At 43.2% G+C, this 1,309-nt stretch carries 1 tRNA gene and 1 rRNA gene; both read left to right on the plus strand.

Annotation, left to right across the window (positions count from 1 at the left end):
• Positions 1–61: 61 nt before the first annotated feature.
• Positions 62–137 (plus strand) — tRNA-Thr (locus tag CXF86_RS19925).
• A 17-nt stretch (positions 138–154) separates the two neighbouring features.
• Positions 155–270, plus strand: a 5S ribosomal RNA gene (rrf, locus tag CXF86_RS19930).
• Positions 271–1,309 lie beyond the last annotated feature (1,039 nt).

The raw sequence follows: 1,309 nt of genomic DNA on the forward strand, positions 1-1,309 counted from the left end.
AAGTCGTTTATCTAAATGCAGTGAAAAATTCACATAAGACAAATAGATTGCGCACGATTTTGCTGATATGGCTCAGTCGGTAGAGCGCATCCTTGGTAAGGATGAGGTCCCCAGTTCGATTCTGGGTATCAGCACCATTTTTTGAAAGAATTTGTCTGGAAACCATAGAGCTGTGGCACCACCTGATCCCATTCCGAACTCAGAAGTGAAACACAGTATCGCCGATGGTAGTGTGGGGTTTCCCCATGTGAGAGTAGGTCATTTCCAGGCGCCTATTACTTCTCGTATAGAGAGTTGAAAGCCCGCTATTATATAGCGGGCTTTTTTACGTCTGCAATTTATGGTTTAGAGTTAACTCATTCACGGGACGACAGAATTTAGGGGGAAAATATCAGGCGTGATAGTGATATGGCCATTATGCCGAAATGCGAGAGGGTGATATTTGCTGCTCGTGGCGGGATCTTGCTTCGTTCTGCCTCCTATATTCATACTTTCCGCAATATCCATGGACGTTGTCGGTCCTTTCTTAGCGTCCAATGCATCTCTTATAGATAGTTGAAAGCCACTATCGCTCATTTAGTTTTTCGTTAAATTATCTTCTAGCCTGTTTGGTGCTGATTAATTCAATTCTGTTTTATAGCGCTAGCAGTCATCTGTAAGCATAACAGCAGTGGCAACTTGGAGCAGATCTTAAAAAAATCATTTGCAGTTGTGATTTAATCACCATCACTACCGGATAGTTATCCTTTGCTAGCGATCCCCTTATTAGTGGCTTATTTTGTTGATAATAAGAGGCTGAAAAAAGCGAATGATCATGGGTGTTATTTGATTGCCGAGCAGGATCCCCAAGACATTGCCGTCGGTTTCAGGTGATACAGCGATGCAAACCTGAGGCATAAAGCTCAAAGTAATGATTATCCTGCCCTGCAAGTTTCCAATACTGTACTAGAATAAGGTCCCCTACCGAGATTTCCTCATCAATTGAAGGGTAAATTGTGGATAACACTGTGGGTAAGTGGTGGGTAGGATGTGGTTATCCGGTATCTGTTAAAAAAGGCTGTTTTAATGGGTAAAAGCGCTTGCGCTCAGTCGGGATCTCCCTATAATACGCATCCACTGACACGGCACAGCAGGCCAAGTAACTTACCGCAAGGTTAGGAAACACGGGACTTGCAGCGTAATCAGTATCTCTTTTAACTAAGAGGTGAGAGTTAAATCTCCTCGGAGATGAGACTCAGGTGACAAGCGCTTTAAGGGCTTCGGGTTTGATAGTTTTTCACATTAGTGATTAAGAAATCAGCACTCGAAA

Origin of the sequence: Shewanella sp. GutCb, assembly GCF_002836135.1 — a bacterium.
Classification (GTDB): domain Bacteria; phylum Pseudomonadota; class Gammaproteobacteria; order Enterobacterales; family Shewanellaceae; genus Shewanella.